Source organism: Zoogloea ramigera, assembly GCF_006539865.1.
GTDB lineage: Bacteria > Pseudomonadota > Gammaproteobacteria > Burkholderiales > Rhodocyclaceae > Zoogloea > Zoogloea ramigera.
Genome location: NZ_BJNV01000077.1, coordinates 1 through 18,380 on the forward strand (window position 1 = coordinate 1; position 18,380 = coordinate 18,380).

Genomic DNA, 18,380 nt, shown 5'->3' on the forward strand with positions numbered 1-18,380 from the left:
GCGCTGCAGGCCGGGCAGGGGCTGTCGCCGCCGGCGCAGGCGGCGCAGCGGATGGGGCCCGCCGCCGGGGTGGCGGTGAGGGCGTCGGCGACCCGGTCGGCCTCGCGCTCGGCGGCGGAGTGGGGGGCGCCGACGGGGGCCTTCTGGCGGGTGTCCCGCTCGGGGCTGGCGCTGGCCATGGTGGTGCGTGCCCCTGGCTCAGGCCGCCCGGTGTGCGTGGTGGTGGGTGTTCATGGCGTGCTCCCTTCGGCGGCAGAGGGCGGTGGCGGGGAGTTCAGGGCCCCGGCGGCGGCGGCGGGTTGAGCACCGCATCCACCGCGGTGGCGGCGTCGGCGTCGCGGGTGGCGAGCTTGGCGACCATGCTGGCCCGCTTGCGTGACAGTTCGAGCTGGGCCTGGATCACCGCCACCTGGGCGGCCAGCAGGTCGGCGACGGCCGACAGCTGGGCGTCGCGGGCGGTGTTCCAGTCGGTCTGCAGCGCGGTGGCCACGGCCGGGGCGGCGGCGCTGGCGAGGCGGGCGCGGGCGGCCTGGTAATCCACGTAGGCGAGCACCGCGGCGGGCGTGTTGCCGGCGGCGGCGAGGCGCAGGGCGGCCTCGCGGGCCAGCAGGGCCTTGTCGAGGTCGTCGGCGATGATGGCGGGCGAGGCTTCGGCGGCGGTGAGGGCAGCGTCGGCGGCGGCTTCGGCGTCCTCGCTGTCCTGCAGCTTGGTTTCGAGGGTGACGAGGACGCTGGCCAGGGTGCTGATGGCGGCGTCGTCGAGGGTGGCGATGCCGGTGTCGACGGCCGCGACGGCGGTCTTGAGGTTAGCGCCGTCGAGCTTGGCGGCGGTGAGGCCGGTGGCGCTGACGAGGCTGGCGCGCAGCGCGGTGGCGGTGGCGTCGGCGATGGGCGGGGTGGCGCCATCGCTGCGGGCCTTTTCGGCACTGGCGAGGGCGGCGCTGCGGGCGGCCAGGGCGGCGGTGAGGCTGTCGTTGCGGGCGAGGATCTGCCCGCGCAGGCCTTCGGCGTGGGCGGTGGCGGCCTCGATGGCGGCCACCGCGTCCCAGGCGGCGTCGGCGGTCTGGGCCTGGGCGGCGCCGCTGGCGGCGGCGGTGGCTGCTTCGGCCTGCCAGGCGGCGAGTTTGGCCTTGGCCTGGGCGAGGGTGGTGGCGATGTCGGTCATGAAAAGGCTCCCTGCCGGCGCGGGAATGGCCGGCCCAGTTTGCTGAACTCTTCGGCCACGGCGGCGTCGAGCAGGCCGTCGGTGACCACCGTGCCGCTGTCGGCGGCGGCAAAGGCCGCCGACAGGGCGGCGTTGCGGATCTCGCCGCCGGTGAGCTCGAAGCGCTCGGCCAGCTGCTCGATCGAAACTTGGTCGGCCAGGTGCGCGGCCGGCAGGTGGGCGCGCCAGATGGCGATGCGCTCGGCCACGCCGGGGCGCGGGAAATGCACCACCTGGTCGAAGCGCCGCAGGAAGGCGTCGTCCACGCCCTGCATGAGGTTGGTGGCGAGGAGCGCGCAGCCCTCGAAGGACTCCAGGCGCTGGAGCAGGTAGTTGACCTCGATGTTGGCGTAGCGGTCGTGGGCGTCCTGCACGTTGGTGCGGCGGCCGAAGAGGGCGTCGGCTTCGTCGAAGAACAGCAGCGCGGCGTAGCCCTCGGCGGCGGCGAAGAGCTCGGAGAGGTTCTTCTCGGTCTCGCCGATGTACTTGGACACCACCAGCGAGAGGTCGACCGAGAGCATCGGCATGCGCAGGCGGGTGGCGATGGCTTCGGCGGCGAGGGTCTTGCCGGTGCCGGATTCGCCGTATAGCAGGCCGACCACCGAGCGGCCGCGCCTGCTGCGCCCCATGCCCCAGCGCAGCTGCACGCCGACCCGGCGGCGCACGCGGCGGATCAGGTCGTCGAGGCGGCTGCCGGTTTGGGCGGGCAGGATGAGGCGGGCCCAGGGGATGTCGGGCGTGCTGCGGGTGGCCAGGCGCAGGGCGCGGGGCGGGGTGAGGCGGGCCAGCTCGGCGAGGGCCTCGGGCACGCCGGCGCCGGCGGGCAGCGCGGCGGCGATGTGCTGGGGGGTGTCGTTGTCGATCCAGTTGCGGCCGGCGAGCTCGTCGGCGTCGAGCTGGCTGCAGCCGAGGGCGAGCTGCCAGGCGTCGGCGAGCTCGAGGGGGTTGCTGGCGCCCACTTCGAGGCGCCGCAAATGGGCGCCGGGGCCGCGCAGCGCGAAGCTCGGCGGGGCGATCACGAAGGTAGGCGAGGTGGTGGCCGGGGCGGGGAGTTCGGCGGCGTCGGTGCGCAGCGCGACCCGGCAGCCGGTGGCGAGGCTGAGCAGGCGGGCGTCGGGCCACGGGGGCGGCGTGGCGGGCTCGGGAGCGTCGAGGACGATGGCGGGGCCGGCGCTGGCGAGGGCTTCCTCGGCGCGCTCGGGGTTGCCGCACAGGTGCAGGCAGATGCCGGGGGCGCTGGCGGCCAGCTCGGTGGCGGCGCGGAGGATGCTCGCGGCCTGCCGGGCCGGGGCTGTGAGGCGGCGGGCGCGCCAGCCGGCACCGGCTTCGGTGGGGGCGGTGCCTTCGAGGCCCGCGAGCAGGGTCTCGGTGGGGTCGAGGCGGCGTTCTAGCAGTGGGCGCAGGGCTTCGTCGGGCTGGATCAGGGCGCCGGACCACAGGGGCGAGGCGCGCAAGGCGGCGCGCACGGTGTTGGGGTCGGCAAAGTCGCCGAACATCAGCTTGAGGGCCAGGCCCACGGTGAGCCGGCGTGGGCCGCCGGTGAAGGCGGCAACGGCACCGGCGGCGTCTTCGTCGAAGCAGGGCAGCGCGGCGAAGGCGAGCAGGTCGAGGTCGAAGCCGGAGAGGGCGTAGCCGGTGGCGATGCGGGCCAGGGGCTCGGCGTCGGGCTGGGCGTCGAGGGCGGCGAACAGCGTCTCGGCGCCGTTGGCGATGCTGGCGGAGAGGGCCTGGGGCGAGGTGGTGTCGAGCCGGGTGGCGGCGAGGCGCGTGAGCCCGGCGTCGTCGCTGCGGTGCAACAGCAGGCGCCCTGCGGCGAGGGCGAGCCAGAGGTCGAGTTGCGGGGCGGCGCTCATGAGGTGTCTCCGAAACGCCAGCTCAGGCTGCGGCCTAGCCATGGCAGCCAGCCCGGGTCCTGATCCCAGCCGGCGCGGCGCAGGGCGAGGTCGACGCTGGCCAGGGGCCAGGCCAGCTCGGCGCTCCAGGCGCTGACGGTGAGCACGCCGGGGCGCAGCAGCAGGCAGGCGAGGCGCTGGGCCGAGGCGGTGGCGAAGGCGGGCTGGGCCGTGCCGAAGATGCGGCGCGGGGCGCCCGGCGCGAAGGCGATGTCGGCGGGGATCGCATCGATGAGGGCGTCGAGCAGCGCGTCGGCGGCCTCGGCGTCGTGGATTGGCAGGGTGGCGATGCGTTCGCGCCAGTCGCACTCGGGGGCGAACACCGCCAGTAGTGGGCGCTCTCGCTCCTGGGCGACGGCGCGCTCGGCGTTTGGCAGTGGCGCCAGCACCCGGCGCAGGGCGGTGAGGGCGAGGTCGCCGAGGCCCTGGGCGAGCTGTTCGGGGGCCGGCAGCAGCTTCAGCCGGGCCATCGGCCGCAGCAGCAGGAGCAGGCCTCCAGTGTGGGTTTCGTGGCGGGCGGCAAGGGTGTCGGGCCCGCTGGCGGGTGGGGCCGGTGGGGCCTCGGAGGGCGCGGGCTGCCCGCTGCGCGCATCGGCTGGCGTGCGGGCGGGCGGCGATGGCCGCTGCAGCCAGCGCATGAGGGCAGGCTCGATCTCGCAGGCGGGAAGGCGGGTCAGTGTGGGCTGGCCGGCGAACAGGGCGGCGAGGAGCCAGGGCGCGGCGATGGCCTGGGCGTGGGAGGGGCCGGAGGTGGTGCCGAGGGCGGCCAGCAGGGGTGTGCGCAGCTCGACAAGGCGCTCGAGGGCCGGCTCCAGTTGTCGGGCGGAGGTGAGGGACGGCGTGCCTTCCACCAGCCTACCTGCCGACGGAAGCTGGGCGTTGGCACTGCCGGCGAACAGGGCCAGCAGGCGGCGGGTGAGGATGCGTGCCGCGTCGGCGTCGAGGAGGGTGGCGATGCGTGCGTCGCTGCGGGCCAGCGCGGCGATGGTGGTGACGGCGCGGGGCGGGTCGCGGGCCAGCCAGCGCAGCAGGATGGTCAATGCTTCGAGGCCATCGGGGGTGTCAGCGGCGGCGAGGTGGCTGCCCGCGTCGGCGAGATCCTGCGCCCACCAGGCGTCGGGCAGCCCGGCGGCGCGGCGCTGCAGGTGTCGGCCTTCGGCGGCCCAGGCATCGGCGAACCACACGACGGAGGCGTCGTCGTCATCGCCCGCCGGGGTGCGGGCCAGCAGGCCGGCGAGGGCGGCTTCGAATGCTGCGGCCCAGCCCTCGGCGAGTTGCCTTTCATCCACCGCCGCCGAAACCCTCAGCGCAAGGTCGAGCCGCCGCACCGCGACCATCGCCTCCGCCGGCAGGCCGGCGCGGGCCAGGGCGCGCTCGCCGGCGCCGTCGAGGGCGCGGGTGAGCCCCGGGCCAGCCACCTGCCGCAGCTGCCCGGCGAGGGCTTGCGCCCGCTCGGGCTCGCTGCTGCGGATGCGCGTGCTGAGGCGGCCGATGTCGAGGGGGGCGTTCATGGCGCAGCGGCCTCAGGTGCGCTTGACCAGGTTGAGGAAGCCTGCCTTGCCGCCGGTGATGCGCAGCAGGTTGGCGGTGTGGTCGAGGAGCGGGCGGGTGTTGCCGTTGGTGGCGGTGTCGGCCTTGAGCTTGTCGATGGCGGCCTCCGCCGGGGTGCCGGCCTTCATTTCGGTCTCGACCTTGACGAGCAGAGCCTCCGGCACGCCCTTGCCGAGTTCTTCGGCCCCGGCGATGGCGGCATTGCGGTCGGCCTGGAAGGCGGCGCGGAACTTGGCGTAGTTGTCGGCGCCGAGGAGCAGCTGGGCCTCGGCGGGCGGGCGGGCGAGGATGTCCTTGACCGTAAGCTTGGCCGTGGCGCTGTCGGTGCCCTCCACATAGTCGGCCACCTTGCGCTCGTCGAGGCTGGCCCGCAGGTCGGCGTAGAGCGGCTGGGCGTCGACTTCGGTGAACACGGTGGGGCCACCCGCGGCGAGCTCGTCGGCGAGGGTTTCGGCCTTTTCGGTGGGGCGCTTGACCGACAGCCGGGTGACCACCATGAGCGTCTGCTGGGGCGGCTGGACGGCGGCCAGCACCTGCATGAGCTGGTAGTCGGGGTATTCGGCGGCGTAGGCGTCGGCCACCTGGCCGATGGCGGTGCGGCGGCGTTCGAGCGGGTCGGCGATGCTGTCGGCGAGGCCCGCTTCGACCGTGTCGACCTTGCCGAGGAAGTCCTGGTTGCGGCGGCTCACCGAGAGGCCGGAGCCGCTGAGGTCGGCGGCGCGGACGAGGTTGGCCTGCACGTCGGGCTGGGCCAGCACGGCCTCGACGATGGCGCGCTTCTGGGCCGGCTGGGCGAGGTACTGCTGGCGCAGCTCGGCGGTCTTGATGGCTTTTTTGGTGCCGCCGGCCAGCGAGGCGAAGGCGCTCAGGAACTTGAACAGGAACTGCAGGATCTCGAGCACGTAGAACAGCAGGTCGAGCAGCACGAGGCGCTGCTTGACGTACACCACGAAGTGCCGCGGCAGCATGTCGAGGCCGATCCTGGCGATCAGGCCGGCGAGCTCCTCGGCCTGGGGCAAGGTGCCGAGGGGGCCGAGGGCGCCGCCGGCAGTGAGCAGCGGGTTCACGCCCCAGGCCTCGGTCTGGTCCATGGCGTCCTCCTGCAGGAAGCCGACCAGCGGATGGCGCCGGGTGAGGCCCTGCAGCGGCACCACCAGCTTGACGATCTCGGTGCGGCGGTTGACCAGGTCGTCGAGGCCCATCGTCTCGAACAGCCGGGCCAGTACGCCCAGGTAGCCGGGCAGCGCGGTGTATTCGGTGGCCTGGGTCAGGCCGTAATGGGTGTTGTTTGGCGTGAAGGGCTGCCCGACATTGCCGCTGTCGTCCTGGGCCGGGCGGCGGGCGAGCTGGATCGGGTCCTTGTCGAAGACGTTGTTGAGGTCTTCAAGGATGTCGTCGTCGTGCAGGGCGACCACGGCGTAGGCGATCACGCGGGTGCGGGCGGGCGGAAAATATCGCCGGGCCTGCTCGATGGCGCCGGCGACCCGCGGCGACACCAGCCAGGGGGCGGCCGCGGCGTTGTTGAGCACGCTGTCGACGAGGGCGAAGCCGGTGCTCAGCTTGCCGTCGGGCGGCTCCGGCGTGATGGGCAGGAAGCCGATCGGCGGGATGTGGCGGAAGCCGCGGCTATAAAGATCGTCCCGCTCGCTGCCGAGGGGCTGTTTGGCGAGACTCTCGGCCAGCATGCACTGGAACTGGTGGATGCGCGCCCAGGCGGCGGCCCGCGGCGGGGCGCCGAAGCGGGTGCGGTGCCAGTCTTCGGCGGGGCTGTCGCAGATGGTGCGGCGGGGGATCCACTGGTCGAGGAAGAGCACGCTGCCGTCCTCGCCGAGGTAAACCATCGCCAGCGCGACGGCCGCGGCGTCGTGGCGGCCCGGCCCGGTGTCGCTGCAGAAGGGGCCCTTGGTGAGGAAGTCCGGGTCCCAGCGCTTCCACAGCGGGTGCTCGAAGACGTCGAAGAAGTAGGCCGACAGGGTGCCGCGCAGATCCCACGCCGAGACGAGGTCCTCGCGCAGCGGCAGCTCGACCGGAAAGCGCACCAGCGACAGGCCGAAGCCGCCGCGCCAGGCTTCGGCGCGGCAGTTGACCGCCGCCGCGCCGCCGCAGATCTCCCCCATCACCTTGGCGCCGCCCTCTTCGCTCTCGTTGGGCTGGATCACCAGCAGGTAGGGGCCGGAGGGCACCAGGGCGCTGCCGCCGGTGGGGCCGGCGGGGTCGTCGACGAGGCACACGCAGGGCATGAAATCGACCCCGCCGCCGACCACCTTTTGTGGCGTCTTGCGCCAGGCGCCGAGGAGCTTCTCGATGGTGAAGCTGAAGGGCTCCGAGACCAGGATCGGGCGGCCGACGTGATCGAAGGCCAGCCCGCGGCGCAGGGTGAGGGCCTGGCCGGCCGGCATGCCGCCGCTGCGGGATTCGCTGTGCACCGGCGTGGCGTTGGCGCCGGTGGCCGTGATGCCGAGGCCCCAGGCGATGCCGGGCATCTGCGCGTGGGCGCCGAGGCGCAGGCGGGCGTCGAAATAAACGTCCTGGCGCGACAGGGCCTCGGCGGTGAGGTAGCGGCCGTTGAACCAGTTGGTGCGGCGCAGGTTGTTGCTGCCGCGCACGTCGCCGGTGGGCGTGGTGGCGAAGCCCCAGTCGCCCCTGGTGCCGGCGTAGCCCTTGAGGAATTCGGCCACGCTGAGCTCTTCGGCGGCGCTGAGCGGCTCGTTGCGGGCGACCTTGGCGACCATGCTCAGCAGGCCGGCATCCATGTTCTTCCACTGATATGTGCTCATGATGGGCTCCGGCTCAGGCGGCGGTTGATGGGTAGGTGGCGAACAGGCAGGCGTCGCGGCCGCTGCCGGCGGGCACGGCTTCGCCCGCCGCGCCGGCGAGGGGGGTGTGGTCGCTGGCGAGCAACGCCGCGGCTCCGGTGCCGGCAAGGCACACCTGATAGGGCGTGGCGTCGGCCCAGGCTTCTTCCACGGTGACACTCAGGCCACCGGCGGTGGTGGCGGGTGGGGTGATGGTGGGTTCGACCCACTTGCCGGCGGCGGTGTCGAAGCGCAGCACGCGCACCGAGGCATCGCCCAGGCTGGCCGCCAGCACCGGCCGGCTGGTGGCAACGGACACCACCATGCGCCCGGCGTCGGCGCCCGCGCCGGCCGCGGCCGACACGCCGACGGCCTGGAAGGCCGGCAGCCCGGCGGGGCTCTCGAGGTGGGTGGCGAGGGCCAGGTCGGCCACCGCCTGCACCGCGGGCAGCAGCGCGCGGACGCCGTTGTCGATGGGGCCGTCGAGCTTGACCCGCTCGGGCGGCGTGCCGACCGGCGCGAGGTCGAGCACCGCGAGGAGCAGCGGGGCGTCGTCGGCACCGCTCCACAGCCGCGCCAGATCGGTGGGCGGGTTGAGGATGAGGTCGAGCAGGCGTTCGCGCGGGTCGGCCGACGGCGCCGGGCGGGTGGTGATGTCGCGGATCGGCAGGCCGGCGCCGTCGGGCGGGGCGGCCTCGAGGCACAGCCGGTAGCCGTCGTTCACCCGCGACGGGGCCAGCGCGGCGTCCTGGTCGGAGCAGGGCTGGACCACGGCTGGTGCGAGTTCGGTGAGGCAGGCCCGGTAGCGGAGCACCACATACACGCGGCGGCGCGGGTCGTCGCCGGGGGCTCGGGGGCGCTCGAGCTCAAGCGGCGTGCGGCCGGGGGTGTCGGGGCGGTGCAGGCCAGCGGCGTCGGTCGGCAGGGTGTGCAGGCCCGGTGGCGGCGCCAGGTCGGCCCAGAAGCGGGTGGAGGCGAGCCCGGTGATGTCGAGGCAGACCTTTTGCGGCACGTGGATCTCGCGGCCGAGGGCGTCGATGGCGAGCCCGGCGTCGCAGGTGAGGCGCAGCGCGGTCTCGGTCTCGATGAAGCCTACCTTCAGCCCCCACACCGTGCCGAAGCCGTGCAGCACGGCGTTGTGCAGGCGGCTGCGGAGCAGGAAGTAACGCTGCTCGGTGTTGAAATCCTCGGCCCCCAGGAGCTGCCCGTAGTGGTAATGCAGCCGGGTGAAGGGGTCGCCCGGCGTTGCCGGGTCGAGGTCGTCGAGGGGCGCGAAACTGCCAACGGAGAGTTCGGCGGGGTTGCTCATGGCGAGGCCTCCCATGGGTTCATGGGTTTGAAATACGGGTAGCGGTCTTCGCGACGGCCGCGGTGGAGGGTGGTGAAGGTGGACAGCACGGCGCTGCCCAGCACTGCCGGGGTCGGGCGGCTCACCGGGCCGAGGTGGGAGATGCCCACCAGGCTGGCGCTGCCCACCCGGTAGCCGGCATCCAGCCAGCACAGGCGGTGCACGGTGTGGGCCGGCTTGTGGGTTTCGATGGCCAGCTCCAGTACCGCAGCGAGGGTGGCGTCGCAGGCCCGCGGGACGATCACCGTGAAGCGGTGGGCGTGGCGGCGGTAGAAGCCGATGAGGGCGTCCTCAGGCAGCGGATTGTCCGGCGTGCGAGCGGGGCAGGGGCTGGCCTCGGTGGCGCGGCGTAGCAGCAGCGCGGTGTGTTCGCGGGCGAGTTCCCGGGCCCAGGCGTCGCCGTCGCTGGCGCCCAGGGGGCTCTCGCTGCCGCCGATCTCGAGGCCGGGGCCAATCAGCGCGCTGCCCACAAAGGCGGCGGTGGGGCGGCGCAACCGGAAGCCTTCGACGATCTTCACCGGCGCCTCGGCGAGGATGCCGAGCAGGCGGGTGAGCCCGGTCAGGGTGCCGCGCTGGCGGTAGAGGCTGGCAATGTCCTGCAGCAGCTGCCGGCGCACGCCTTCGCGCACTCGGGCGTCGAAGCTGAGGGCCAGGAAGGAGGCCAGCCAGGGCAGGGCCTCGGCGGGCACGAGGCGGGGGTCTAGGAGCGTGGGCAGCGCGTCGGTGCGCTGGTCGAGCTCGGTCATCCAGCCTTCGAAGAGGGCCAGGGCGCGCTCGGTGGCGTCGGCGCCTTCCGGGTCGGAACGCCAGTAGGCAGGCAGGTAGTCGAGCAGCGAGGGGCGCGGGAAGGTGGCCCGCAGCGCGAACAGGGCCGGCGCCTGGCGGCGGGTGCCGGCGAGCCGGATGCGCAGCCACAGGTAGCGGCCGGGCGGGGCGGTGATCAGGAACTCGTGGCTGCGCATTCCGGCTGGGGGCGTGGCCGAGGGCTGGCGCCGGCTGGCCAGCGGGTCTTGCGAGGGGCGCTCGGCGACGCTGTCGGCGAGGGGCCGGTCGGCGTGGGCCGGGCGCGGGTCGGCGAGGCCGAGGCGGACCCAGCCTTCGGCCTCGTCGGCGGAGAGCGAGCCCAGCGGCGGCCACGGGTCGTCGATGGGCGCGGGGCGCGCGTCGCCGGCCTGGTCCACCGGCAGGCGGGCGGGACGGCGGAGGTCGAAGGGCGGCAGTTCGTCGGCGGTCTTGGCCTCGATGGTGATTGCGCAGTCGGCGGGCAGGCACAGGTCGGCGAACAGCCGGTGCCACACGCAGCCGAAGATGCCCGAGTCGAGGGCCCAGGTTTCGACCACACCGCTACCCGCCAGCGCCGGCTCACGCGGGTAGAGGGCGCGGGCGCCGGCGGCGGTGCTGGCCATGATCCGGCCATCACCGCCGGCCTCGCGCCATAGGGCGCGGCCGTCGAAGCCGCGCACCGCGAAGCCCCGCTCGGCCTCGGGCCCGGCGGGCTTCAGCAGGTATTCGCGGAAGAACGTGGGGCGTGGGTCGCCGGGGCGGTGGGCGACTTTGCCGACCAGCACGTGGTCGGCGGCGGTGAGGAGCAGGTGCAGCGGGGCGACTGCGAGGGGGAGCGGGTGGATGTCCACGCGGCCTGCGCCGATCGTCATCAGCTGCCATTGGGCCGCCGGGCCCTTGACGAGGGCGACGGCGGTGGGGAAGGCCGGGTCGGCGGCGAGGGCGACGATGGCGGCGCTCGCCACTCCGGCGGGCAGCGCGTAGCCCTGCCAGGCGCCGCCCCAGGGCTGGGCGATGAAGCGTGGCGCGGCGCGGTCGGTGACCACCAGTCCCCAGGCGCTGCAGCCGAAGAAACCAGGCTCGATGTCTGGCGGCAGCGGGACGCTGGCTTGTAGATGGAAGCCGGGCGTGAGGAGACGCAGGCAGCGGGCGGCCCGGTCGAGCAGCCACAGGCGGCCGGCGGGGTCGAGGGCGACGGCGTCGGGCGCGGCCGGGGTGGGCGGCGGCTGCAGCGGGGCGAAATCCAGCAGGACGGCATCAAACGTGGGCTCGGCCGGCGCGGCGACGGGCTGGGGCAGCCAGCCGGCCGGGGTGAGCAGGGCGAGCGCTTGGCCGGGGCGGGCGAGCAGCACCACGGCGTCGGCGCAGCGGTCGGGCGCGCAGGGCAACACCACGGCGCTGCCCTGCACAGCCTGCCAGGCGGCGTAGTCGGTGGCGTCGAAGGCCGGGCGGTCGTCGCCGTCCAGGCGCGGGGCCAGCGTGACGGCCGCGGGGTTGCCTTCGATGCGGGTGCCCGAGTGGTCGCAGCGTTCCCACATGCGGCGGCCGGTGAGGTGGGCGAAGCGTGGGCCGCTCATCAGCATTCCTCGTTGCCCACCGGCACCGGCATGGAGGTCGGCGGGGTGGCGGCGGGCTCGGTGCCCAGGGGCGGCAGCACTTCGGCCATGCTGTTGGCGCCGATGGCGACGCGTACCTCGAGCAGCACCGGCAGCTGCCAGGCGAGCATGGTGACGGCGGTCTCCACCGGCTGGCGGCTGCCCGTGCGGTCGATCTCTTCGCCGACGACGAGCACCTGGTTCACCAGCCGCACGCCCAGCACGCGCAGCGTGGCGGCTTCGATGTCGCGGTCGGTGACGTTGCGGCCGAAGGGCCAGCCCTTGCCGTCGGGGCCGTAGGGTGGCTGCGGGGCGAGGTGCTGGCGCAGGGCGAGCTCGATGTGGCGGCGCAGGGTTTCCTCGCCGGCGCCGGGGTTGGGCTCGACGGCCACCGAGCAGGACAGGCGCACGTATTGCGGCGGGGTGACGTAGAGCTCGGTGGTGACGAGGCGGCGCGGTTCGAGGTGGGCGCAGACGCGGCGCAGCATCTCCCGGTCGGGGGTGGGCTGGTCGGGCTGCATCGGGTCGTAGGCGGGCAGCACGATCAGGGTGACCACGCCGGGCACGCCGTCGACGCGCTCGTGGGGCTTGTGGCGCGGCAGCAGGTGGGCGCGGCCGACCTGCACGCCAGGGGTGCCTAGGGCGAGGTCGGTGAAGTCGTCGGTGGCCACGGCGCGGTCGTTGTGGCGCAGCACCTGGGGAATGCGGGCAGTGGCTTCGGGGAGCGTTTCGGCGTCGGCGCCGCCCTCGGCGGGCAGCGGGTTACCGGCCTTGAGGGCGAGGGCCGCGGCGGGTGCGGCGCGCAGCACCCGATTGATGCGTCCGGCCCCCACGTTGCCGCGCACGCCGCCGCCGTAGCGGTAGCTGAGGCAGCGGATGGCTTCGCCGGGCAGGGGCATGCGGCCGTGGAGGCCGTCGCCGAAGGTGATGCTGCCGTCGCCGGGGTCGAGGGTGTAGAAGGGGTCGTCCGGGCCGGCCAGGGCGAGGTCGTCGATGGGCGTCCAGTTTTCCCAGCCGAGGGGGCCGAACACCTGCACCTGCTCGCTGCCGGGGATGATCGGCGGGTGGGCGAGGGTGTAACGCTGGCCGGTGCGGCCGTCGCCGTAACCCAGCAGCTCGGTGGGGGCGGTGACGGCCTGTTCGACGCGTACCACGTTGGCGTCGATCCAGCGCAGGCGCAGCGGCGGGTGGCTGGCGTCGGCACGGGCGACGCGGACCCAGCCGAGCACCCGGGCGGCGAGTTTGTCGTCGTCGAGGCGGGGCGGGAGTTCGCCGACGCCCAGCAGGTCGGTGTCGGGCGGCTCGAAGGAGGCGGCGGTCCAGTTGCCGAAGGGTTCGGCGTCGGGGCCGGGCCCGGATTCGGGCAGGCGCAGGCGCACGGTGCCCGGGTGGCCGAGGTTGTCGGTGCTGTCGGCGACCACGGCGAGGCGCTGGTAGCGCAGGCGGTCGACCTGCTTTGCGGCGCCGCTGAAGCTGCCGGTGGAGATCTCCCAGCGCAGCGGCCAGCGTTCGGGGTCGGTGCCGGAGTCGGGGCAGCGGTGGTGGTCGGTGGCGCCGCACAGGGCGTCGTCGGTGCGCACGCCGAGGTTGAGCACCTGGCCCGAGAGGCGCTGGCGGATCAGCTTGCGGGCGGCGGCGCCGTCGTTGCCGGTGCTGCGCAGGGCCTCGGCCATGGCGGCCTCGGGGGCCAGCAGGCACAGCCAGAGGCGGCCGTCCACGCTGGCACCGCTGGAGATCGGGGCCGGCAGGCGGCCGCCGTCGGGTGGGGCGAGGGGTACGGCGCGGTATTGGGTGAGGGCCGGTGGCACGGCGCTGCCGAGGTGGTCGGCGAGCAGGGTGCTCACGTTTTCGACGCCGCCGGGCAGCAGCGGGCCGGTGTAGGGCAGCTTGACCCAGGCGCCGAGTTCGACCGGCAGCGCGGTGATCTCTTCTAGGGCCTGGAAGGGCACGTCGCCAGCGGCGAGCTCGAGGGTGGTGCTGCCGGTGCCGAAGTCGACGGGCACCGGCGCGAAGGGGCCACGCTTGGCTTCCAGGCGCACCATCGCGGCGGCCGGCCGGGCCGGCTCGGGGGCGATGGCGAGGAGGCGCAGGAACTCGAGCCGCGCCGCCTCCGGCACCCGGTTGAGGCGGTAGAGCAGGTTGTCGCCGAGGGCGGCGAAGAGCTCGAGCAGCGCGATGCCGGGGTCGGAGGCGTTATGGTCGGTCCACTCGGGCGCGTGGATCGGGATGCGGCGGATCAGTTCGGCGCGAAGATCGTCAAAGGCGCGGTCGTCGAGTCGGGGCGGAATGATGGCCATCAGGCACCCCCGTTCAGGTAGAAGGGAAACACCAGGTTGTGGGCGCCGGGCTCGCCGAGGATTTCATAGCGCAGGGCGATGCGCAGCACGGTGGCTTCCCGCGGGTCGGTATTGACGGTGACGGCTTCGAGGCGGATGCGAGCTTCGTCGCGCTCCAGCGCTTCGGTGACGGCGGCGCGGATCTGGGTGCGCAGCTCGAGGCTGTTGGGGGCGAACAGGAAGCGCCGCAGCCCGACCCCGAAGCTGGGCCGGGCAATGCGCTCGCCGGGCTCGGTGAGGAGGATGGCGCGGATGGATTGCTCGACGGCGGCGGCGCCCTCGACCCAGCCGAAGCCTTCGCGGGTGACCGGCGGAAAGCGCAATCCTCGGCCGAGCTTGTCGGTGCTCATGGTCCCCTCTTTGGAAATGGCAGGCAGAACTTGAGGAACAGCATCCAGCTGAAGGCGGGCAGCTTGATGAGGATGGAGAAGATGATGTTGAACAGGATCAGCGCGCAGATCGTGAGGATCGGGATGCCGAAGTTGCAGATCATGCCGAGGCCGAAATCGCGCCGGGTGTCGGCCATCGCGTCGCCCACCTTGACGCCCGAGCCCGGCGGCGCGGCGATGCCGGCAAAGGGCCGGGCGCGGGCCCGGGCGATGCGCGGGATGTCGCGCAGCAGCCTGGGGATGTCGGGCATCTGGATGCTGGCCGGACGGGCGCCGAGGAGGTCGGTGGGGTCGGCGATGGAGAAGGGTTCGCTGCGTAGTGTCCACACCAGGCGGTCGGGCTCGCAAGGGGTGCGCCCGGCCACGCGGGCCCAGCCCCAGGCGGCGTAGAGGTGTTCGGCGTCGAAGCGCAGCCGCGGCTGGGCGTCGATGGCGCGGGCTTCGGGCAGGGCGAGCGCCTCCGGCTGGCTGGTGTAGCTGGCCGCAGCGGCGTCGCGCAGGGTGGCGAAGGGGGTTTGCGCGAAGCGGAAGGCGGGCAGCATCAGCAGGCCGCAGGCGGGCTGCTCGAGAAAATCCAGGCCCTGGGCGTCGAGGCTAGGGGCGCTGGAAATGGCCCCGGCGATGGCGGTTTCGACGCTGGCGGCTCGGGCGTCCCGCTGGGCCACGGCGGAGGTGCCGGCGGCGGCGAGGGCGGCGTCGAAGCCGGCGTAGACCTGGGCCAGCGCCTGCCCGGTCTGATGGATGCGCTTGACGCGGGGCAGATCTGCGCCGATTTCGGTGAAGGCGAGGGCTGGCCACGGCGGCGTCGCCTGCGGGTCGTCGCGTGAGCCTTCCTGGGCCAGCACGGCGTCGATCTGCTCGCCCAGCGCGGCAAGGCCGAGTTCGAGCTTGCCGCCCGGGCCGATGGCGAGCAGCTCGCTGCGCTTGTCGTCGCCGAACAGCTTGCGGTTGATGCTGGCCATGAGGGCGAGCCGGCCGCCGCGCAGGCGCAGCAGCGCGATGACGACTAGCAGGGCGAGATGGTTTTCAGTCACCAGGCTGGAGGCGCCCTGGGGCGGCGGGGGCAGGGCGCTGCCGGCGAGCCAGGCGTCGACGAGCTGGAAGAGCCGGCGACGCACCAGCACGCTCCAGCTGGCGGGCGATGCGGCGACGCTGGCGGCGAGCCACAGGGCGGTCTGGTTACCGGGCAGGCCGGAGGTGTCGGGCAGGCTGTCGAAGACGGCGCTGGTGGAGGCGGCCGTGTCGGCGCCGCTCTGGCTCCAAAGCTGGGCGGCGCTGAGCACGCTGCCGTTGCAGTCGGCGTTGGCGGTGGCGGCGCTGGTGGCCTTGGCCCATAAGTGGGCCAAGGCCTGCAGCAGCGCGAGGTCGATGCCCTGGGCGAGGGCGTCGGTGGGGTGGGACAGGCCGAAGGGCGGGGCGGCGAGCAGGCCGGAAGCGACGGTGTCGGCGGTGGTGACTTCCACGGCGCCTGGCCGGGCGGGCAGCACGCTGTCGTCCAGCAGCGTCTGAAGGTGTGGCCGGGCGGCGCTGCGCAGGCTGGCGGCGGTGGCGAACAGGGTGTCGAGGCGGCCGCGGGTGCGCTCGGCCATGCGGCTGGCGATCTCGGCGATGGTGCCGGCGGCCAGGCGCTCGGCCGAGACTTCGCGGGCGCTGCTGAACACCGGCAGGTAGCCGAACAGCGTGCAGTGTTCGGCGGCCTGGCCGGCGCTGGGCGGCACGAGGTTGAGGGGCTGGCTGGTGAGGGCGATGGCCGGCAGCGGCGCATCGGCGACGAGCCCGAAGAGGGCGTGGAGCTTGACGCTGGCGGCGGCCGACAGGCCGGTGAGCGCGGCCGGGTCGGCGGGCGCGGCGCCGGGGGCGGGGCGCAGGCTGGCGTCGAGCACCTCGATCCAGGCGCCGTGCTTGTCGTCGAGGGCGATCCAGTCTCCCCAGTGCTCGCCGTCGGTTCGGGCGACGAGGCGGCGGATGATGGCGCCGGAGCCCTTGATGCGGCTGCGCGCGACCCGCGGCCAGCCGGCGGCGCCGCAGACCAGGTCGAAGGCGATGAGGTTGAAGCGTTCGTGGAGCGGCAGGTAGAGCTTGCGCAGCCAGGCGGGGGTGGTGGACGAGTCACCGTGGGGGACGCCGTCGTCGTCCATCACCGGGCCAGTGGCGGCTTCGCGTTCATCCGGTTGCGGCGCCCGCCGCGTGAGGCTGGCGGGGTAGCGGGCGGCGCCGGCGGCATCGATGAGGCCGTCGGGTGGCTCGGACCAGTCGCGCCACGGCCGCAGCGCTGGCAGCGGGGCGGCCTGGCCGGCGGCGGTGAGGAAGTCGTCCATGAAACCGTCGGTCTCGAAGCTGAGGATGCGCGGCCGCGCCTCGGCCGGCACCTGGGCGAGGTCGCGCAGGAAGAAGGGCTCGGCGGCCAGCAAGCGCTCCCGCGAGGGGCGGCGCTGGGCCGGGATGAGCAGCCTTGCCGGGGGGGCCTTGGCTACCATACGTTCCCCGCGCCGGGCGTGTAGCTGGCCGACACTACGCTGTTGGTGATGACGGTGTCGGCCTTCACGACGCCCGAAAACTTTGACATGGCGGCGTCCACGGTGACCATCGCCGCGGTGACGTCGAGGCCCGCCGGGGCGGTGATCTTGACCTTCACGTTGGCGGTGATCTCGATGTTGCCGGCGGCGTCGATCTTGACCGTGGCGCCGTTGGAGTGCGCAAGCGTGACGGTGCCGCCGGCCGCGTCGTCGAGGGTGAAGGTGTGGCCGCCCTGGGTTTCGAGCACCACCTTTTCGCTGCCGGCGGTGTCGTCGAAGCTGAGCTTGTGGCCGCTGCGGGAGGTGACCGAGCGCACGTTGTTGGCGCTGTCCATGGTCTCGGGCGGAGCGTCGACGCCGTTCCAGAGGGCGCCGATCACCACCGGCCGGCGTGGGTCGCCGGCGGTGAAGGCAACCAGCACCTCGTCATTCACCTCGGGGATGAACCACGTGCCCCGGTCGCTGCCGGCCATCAATGTGGCGAGGCGGGCCCAGGCCAGCGCGGTGGCGCCGTCGGCCTCCTCGACGAGGGGCAGCTTGATCTGCACGCGGCCCTGGTTGTCCGGGTCCTGCACGTCGGTGACCAGTGCCGGATAGACGCCATAGAGGCGCGGGCGCGCGTTGCCGTCTGCCGTGGTGAGGCCGGGGATCATGAGGCTTCTCCCAGGTCGGGGCGCTGGGCCTCGAACTCGGTGCGGTAGCCCTCGATCTGGTCGAAGCGGTGGGTGACGGCGGTGACGAGGTAGATGCCGGCAAACCAGGGGCCGAGGTCGACCAGCTCGATGCGGGCGCCCACGTGGAGCTCGGGCGTGCCCAGCGTGACGCCGGTGCCGCGCACGAAGCGCCGCGCGCGCCTGCGCATGGCGGCTTCGGCGAGGCTGCGGGCTTCGGCGCCGGTGGCGGGGGCTTCGAGGTGCAGGTCTTCGGCGGCGTTGGCGAACACGCGGGTGACGACATCGGGGCCGAGCCGGCCGCGGCTGGCTTCGGGGCGCACCGCGTCGGCGCCGGCGCGCTCGTGGATGGCCTCCTTGGCGGCCACGTCGTAGCCATGCACGCGCACCTCGCCGCGCTGGTGGGCCAGGTCGGCCAGCACGGTGAAGCGGATCAGGTTGTTCTCGCGGGTGAGGCGCAGCGGGGTGGCCGTGAGGCTGGCCGGCTCGGTGACATGCACGCTGCCGTCGCGCAGTTCGATCAGGGCGTCGCCGCTGCGGGCGCGCAGGGCGCCGAGTTCGTCCTCGTTAACTTGCCACAGCTCGACGTGGCTGGCGCCGCTGCGGCCCACGTCGGCGCGCAGCCCGGCGTCGCCGAGGATGGTCGAGGCGATGTCGCCGTCGGCGAGGTTCTCGCTGAGGCGGGTGCGGCGGCGGTAGCGCAGGCCGGCCAGGGCGTCCTCGGCGAGCAGGGTGAGCTCGGGCGGGCGCAGCTCGGGGTAGGCCGCGCCGATGCCGGTGATGAGGCCGTCGAACACGGTTTGTAGCTGCCCGGTGACTTCAAAGCCGATGCTGAGCCGCTTGCCGAAGTCGATGGCGGCCTGGTGGAAATGCACGTAGTCCACCGGCTGTCCCTGCTCGCGGCTGCCCCAGTTGAGGAAGACGGCTTCGAGGGAGGCCACACCGGCGGCGTCAGCGCGGGCTTCGAGGCGGATCAGGTCGGCCTCGAGGCGTTCGGCGCGGGTGCCGTCCACCTGGATCTGCGGGCGCCCGGGGGCGTTGAGGGGCGGGGTGGTCATGGGCAGTCGCTCCGCTGGCGCAGCCGGCGTTCGAGCTCTTCGGCCACCAGTGCCCGCACGAGCGGGCGCAGGTCTTCGAGGCGGACTTCGAAGGCGGCCTCGGCGGAGGCGCCGCTGGCGGGCTCTTCGCGCGCGCTGCCGTCGGGCAGGGTTTCGATGGTGGTGACGACTTCACCGATGGTGACGGCCATGGCTCAGCTTCCGGTACAACGCCGGCAGCCACAGCCGCCGCAAGCGCAGGC

Annotated in this window: 12 protein-coding genes; all 12 read right to left on the reverse strand. The window is 73.8% G+C overall.

The features are described 5' to 3' along the window. Positions 1-274 precede the first annotated feature (274 nt). From ZRA01_RS21295 to ZRA01_RS17325, 12 genes are read right to left on the reverse strand one after another with little or no spacing between them, the layout of a single operon-like run. Positions 275-1,165 carry a hypothetical protein gene (locus ZRA01_RS21295; RefSeq protein WP_141354524.1) on the reverse strand — a complete coding sequence of 297 codons (891 nt, stop codon included), beginning with the start codon at positions 1,163-1,165 and terminating at the stop codon, positions 275-277. Continuing rightward, positions 1,162-3,057 (reverse strand): ATP-binding protein, encoded by a 1,896-nt coding sequence (locus ZRA01_RS17275; RefSeq protein WP_141354526.1) that lies wholly within the window; start codon positions 3,055-3,057, stop codon positions 1,162-1,164. Before ZRA01_RS17275 ends, ZRA01_RS21295 begins: the two co-directional genes overlap by 4 nt. Beyond that, positions 3,054-4,607, reverse strand: a complete 1,554-nt coding sequence (locus tag ZRA01_RS17280; protein WP_141354528.1) for a hypothetical protein — start codon at positions 4,605-4,607, stop codon at positions 3,054-3,056. Before ZRA01_RS17280 ends, ZRA01_RS17275 begins: the two co-directional genes overlap by 4 nt. A gap of 12 nt (positions 4,608-4,619) precedes the next feature. Then, positions 4,620-7,424, reverse strand: a complete 2,805-nt coding sequence (locus ZRA01_RS17285) for a hypothetical protein (RefSeq protein WP_141354530.1) — start codon at positions 7,422-7,424, stop codon at positions 4,620-4,622. 13 nt (positions 7,425-7,437) lie between these two features. Further along, positions 7,438-8,751 (reverse strand): hypothetical protein, encoded by a 1,314-nt coding sequence (locus ZRA01_RS17290; protein ID WP_141354532.1) that lies wholly within the window; start codon positions 8,749-8,751, stop codon positions 7,438-7,440. Further along, positions 8,748-11,150 carry a phage tail protein gene (locus tag ZRA01_RS17295; RefSeq protein ID WP_141354534.1) on the reverse strand — a complete coding sequence of 801 codons (2,403 nt, stop codon included), beginning with the start codon at positions 11,148-11,150 and terminating at the stop codon, positions 8,748-8,750. Before ZRA01_RS17295 ends, ZRA01_RS17290 begins: the two co-directional genes overlap by 4 nt. Further along, entirely contained in the window at positions 11,150-13,465 is a 2,316-nt protein-coding gene (locus ZRA01_RS17300; RefSeq protein ID WP_141354535.1) for a putative baseplate assembly protein, read from the reverse strand. Before ZRA01_RS17300 ends, ZRA01_RS17295 begins: the two co-directional genes overlap by 1 nt. Then, positions 13,465-13,854: a GPW/gp25 family protein gene (locus ZRA01_RS17305; protein ID WP_141354537.1), complete on the reverse strand. Its 390-nt coding sequence runs from the start codon at positions 13,852-13,854 to the stop codon at positions 13,465-13,467. The genes ZRA01_RS17300 and ZRA01_RS17305 overlap by 1 nt, the downstream gene beginning before the upstream one ends. Next, a complete protein-coding gene (locus ZRA01_RS17310) occupies positions 13,851-16,370 on the reverse strand; it encodes a hypothetical protein (protein ID WP_141354539.1) in 2,520 nt (839 codons plus the stop codon). Before ZRA01_RS17310 ends, ZRA01_RS17305 begins: the two co-directional genes overlap by 4 nt. Then, on the reverse strand, positions 16,364-17,062 hold the full coding sequence (locus ZRA01_RS17315) for a phage baseplate assembly protein V (protein ID WP_141354541.1): 699 nt from the start codon (positions 17,060-17,062) through the stop codon (positions 16,364-16,366). The genes ZRA01_RS17310 and ZRA01_RS17315 overlap by 7 nt, the downstream gene beginning before the upstream one ends. Beyond that, positions 17,059-18,138: a phage late control D family protein gene (locus ZRA01_RS17320; protein ID WP_141354543.1), complete on the reverse strand. Its 1,080-nt coding sequence runs from the start codon at positions 18,136-18,138 to the stop codon at positions 17,059-17,061. Before ZRA01_RS17320 ends, ZRA01_RS17315 begins: the two co-directional genes overlap by 4 nt. Further along, a complete protein-coding gene (locus ZRA01_RS17325) occupies positions 18,135-18,329 on the reverse strand; it encodes a hypothetical protein (RefSeq protein WP_141354545.1) in 195 nt (64 codons plus the stop codon). Before ZRA01_RS17325 ends, ZRA01_RS17320 begins: the two co-directional genes overlap by 4 nt. Positions 18,330-18,380 lie beyond the last annotated feature (51 nt).